Source organism: Corallococcus sp. AB018 (assembly GCF_003986945.1).
GTDB classification, from domain to species: Bacteria; Myxococcota; Myxococcia; order Myxococcales; family Myxococcaceae; genus Corallococcus; species Corallococcus exiguus.
The window spans coordinates 1-3,157 of record NZ_RAWR01000405.1 but is presented as its reverse complement, the minus strand read 5'-3'; the positions used below and the strand labels follow the sequence as shown (position 1 = coordinate 3,157).

Here is a 3,157-nt window from a genome sequence, read left to right as displayed (position 1 = left end):
GCGGGGCCTGGGGCGGAGGCGGTGCCTGCGTGACGACGGTGAGGTCGCGCGCCGCGCCCAGCGCGGAGGCCAGCGAATCCGGCTGGGGCTGTTCCGGCGTGGCGAGCGAGAACGCATGGGCCTCCTCGCGCTGCTCGATGGCGAGGAGCGACTGGCCCACGACGACGAGCCGCACGAAGCGCCGGCCCTCTTCGATGCGCCGCACGAGCTGAGGCGCGGCGCCGTCGAGCTTGAGCACGGCGATGCCGCCACGGCCGAGCGCGACGTAGGTCACTCCCTGATGGACGACGGAGTCGAGCACAGGGCCCAGGCCCAGCGTCTCCGCGGCACTTGAAGCCGGGGACACGGGAGCCTGGGCAACGATGACGGAGGCGAGGAGCGCGGAGCCGAGCATGAGGCTGGCTCTATATCGCTCCTGCCTCCTGCGATTCCTGGACTTTGAGTGACGTGAGCATTGCGCGAGAGGGGGCAAGGATTGACGGACTCAGGGTGTGGCCGCGCCATGACTGCCGGGCAACCAACAAATCCTCCCTCACCAGGGCTGTCGTTCGTTCGGTTTCAATCCCATTCCACCCGCGGACAAAGTTGAAAGGCTCCACCAAGCTGAAGGAGTGGCCATACCTGTGGGCGCAACATCTGAAGCAACCCCCAACGCGGTACACGAACTGGAGGCCTGAAATGGCCCGTGTCTTTGCTCGCGGTGCGTTGTTGGCAGTGACGATGTTCCTGGTCAGCGCTTGTGGAGGCCCGGTGGAGTCCCCTGAAACTCCCAGCGGCAACACGCCGTCGCCGGCGCAGGTGGCGGAGGAGATGGCGGGGTACAACTGGCAGGACCAGGAGGAGAACTCCTCTGGAACGGTGACCGCGCAGTACTGCGCGCTCGAGTATGTCCAGCCCTGTATCGCGGACGTCGCGATATGTGCGGTCCGTTGTTGCGATGACTCGCTCTTCAAGTCCGCGCAGGTCTGCGGCAACTGCGGCACGTGGGCCGCGGGCGCCTGCGCCAACCACGGCACTCGCAAGCGCATCCGCTGGGAGTAGCAGACGCCAACGTCTGGGTGATGCTGGAGGCGTCGTCCCCGCCGTGTGGGCGAGGACGACGCCTTTGGCTGTCATTGGCTCAGTCGACGAGCAGCCGCTTCACGGGCGCGGGGTCCACGGCCACCATCAGGGGCCGGGTGAAGTTGCTGAAGGACACCAGCGCCTGACCTGGCGCGAGCCGGGAGACGCGGTTCCACAGGCTTTCGTCGATGCTGCCCACCGACTTCTGCATCCGGTTGATGACCGCACCGTCGGTGATCTTGTGGATGATGAAGTTGTTGAGCAGGGCCAGCACCTCGTCGGGCAGGTGCTGGGGCAGTTGCGTGACGAAGACGAGCCCCAGCCACCGCTTGCGGCCCCGCTTGGCGATGCGCGCCACCTGTTCGAACAACACGGGCATCTGCTTGATGCGATTGGCGGACAGGAACTCGTGGGCCTCCTCGATGATGATGAGCACGGGCGTGACGGGGGCGTCCCGTTCGGCGGCTTCCTGGTAGCGCTTCTCCTGGTGCTCCTGGAGCCCCCGGAGGATGTCCGCGATGACCAGGTTGTTCAGCTGCGGCGAGTCCGTGTTCGACAGGTCGATGACCGACACCCGCCCGGCCTGGAGCATGGAGTCGTAGTTCACGCCCGCGGTGTTCTCGACGTCGAAGACCTTCAGTCGCTTCAGCAGCTGAAGCTTGTTGCCCAGGGTCTTCCAGCTCGACTCATGGGTGCTCCTCTGCGCCATGACCCGCGCCCTCACCAGCTTGACGTTGGCTTTGAACTCGCTGAGGAGCGTGAGGCCCCGTGGGACGTTGGGGAGCTCCTCGGAGTCGCCGTCCTCGCCATCCGAGTCGTCCTCCTCTGTCCGTCTGCGCCGCCCGGCAGCCGCCCGCGGCTCCGTCCTGCCCTCGCTGCTCAGGCTGTACGTGTACGCATTCACCACGTCCAGGATGTGGTCGATGGTCATCCGTGGATAGCCGGTGTCCTGCTCGTCCAGCTCCAGGACCTGCTGCCTCTCGGCCTCGTTCCGAGGGAAGAGCTTGAAGTCCTCCAGGAGCAGCTTCGTGACATCGAAGGCGCGCAGGAAGCGCTCATGCTGCGCGTCCGACATGCTCAGGATCTCCGAGATGGCATAGGGCGACAGGCTGGAGAACTTCAGCGAGAAGCCATGCCGGTGCGGATGCCGGGGGTTGCGGCTGTCCCGGCCCGTGAGGTGATGGATGTGCAGGTCCTTCACCCCTTCTGGCTTCTGCTTCCGCTGCTTGAGCAGCTCCCGCATCGCTTCGTGGTCGGTGGGTTTGTCCACGTGGGTGTATTCACCCTCCACGTCGAAGACGATGGTCGCGATGCCGGAGAGCTGCGCCCGGTGGATGAGCGTCGCGACGGTCGTGGACTTGCCGCCACCCGTGGTGCCGATGATGCCCGTGTGACGGGGGAGGATGGCCTTGTCCCGGGGATTCAGCCGCGCCTCCATGTTGTCATACCCCACGACCCGGCCCAGGCTCAGCGCACCGCCCACGCCCAGCACCTTCGCACTCTCCTCCTCGCTCAACACGAAGACGGGGCTCTGGGGCCGGGGCCGGAAGCGGGGCGGTTGCAGTACCCCGCCGACCTCCTGTCCCAACAGCTCCACCTCGGCGCGGCCGTGGTACTCGAAGGTGTACGTCAGCTTCTTGCCGTGCGTGATGACCCCCACGGCCATGGTGGAGTTCGCGGGGACGGCGTTGGGCTCCGCGAACGGTCCCCGGACCACGACCCCCAGGTAGTCACGCTTGTCCTCGCGCGACTTCACCCGCACGAGCGTCTGGGAGGCCAGCCTGGGCAGGTCGTCACGGGTCATCAACACCGTCAGGACGTTGTCGTCGCTGCTCGACGTGTCGAAGTGCGTGAAGCCCACCGCGTTCGCCAGCTCGGGGTCGGGGAGGGACAACCCAGCGCGGTTGCTGATGTCGGCCAGTTCGTTGAGCGTGCGGGGCGGCGTCTGGCTGATGAGCGGCCTTCGTGGACCCTGCGGCGGCGCGGGCCTGCCGTCCGCGGAGGCGGGAGCGGCGGCGGGCTTGGCGGGGTTGCCGGCCTGCCGGGGCGGAGGGGGCTGCGAAGCGCCGTTGGGCGCCGCGGTGCCTGCTGGATG

The 3,157-nt window shown here is 67.1% G+C and carries 3 protein-coding genes; 1 reads left to right on the top strand and 2 read right to left on the bottom strand.

Annotated elements, in window-relative coordinates:
- Window positions 1–394, bottom strand: a 394-nt coding sequence (locus D7Y11_RS42145; protein ID WP_199753963.1) for a hypothetical protein, incomplete at its 3' end; no start/stop codon positions are given.
- A 284-nt stretch (window positions 395–678) separates the two neighbouring features.
- Between D7Y11_RS42145 and D7Y11_RS42140 the strand changes: the two genes are divergently transcribed.
- Window positions 679–1,041 carry a hypothetical protein gene (locus tag D7Y11_RS42140; protein ID WP_126936478.1) on the top strand — a complete coding sequence of 121 codons (363 nt, stop codon included), beginning with the start codon at window positions 679–681 and terminating at the stop codon, window positions 1,039–1,041.
- A 79-nt stretch (window positions 1,042–1,120) separates the two neighbouring features.
- On the opposite strand, the gene D7Y11_RS42135 is transcribed toward D7Y11_RS42140, so the two are convergent.
- On the bottom strand, window positions 1,121–2,983 hold the full coding sequence (locus D7Y11_RS42135; RefSeq protein ID WP_233607584.1) for an ATP-binding protein: 1,863 nt from the start codon (window positions 2,981–2,983) through the stop codon (window positions 1,121–1,123).
- Between the last annotated feature and the right edge of the window lie 174 nt (window positions 2,984–3,157).

Excerpts from the sequence above, each read along its gene's own strand:
- D7Y11_RS42140 (WP_126936478.1), top strand. The coding sequence starts at position 679 with ATGGCCCGTGTCTTTGCTCGCGGTGCGTTGTTGGCAGTGACGATGTTC.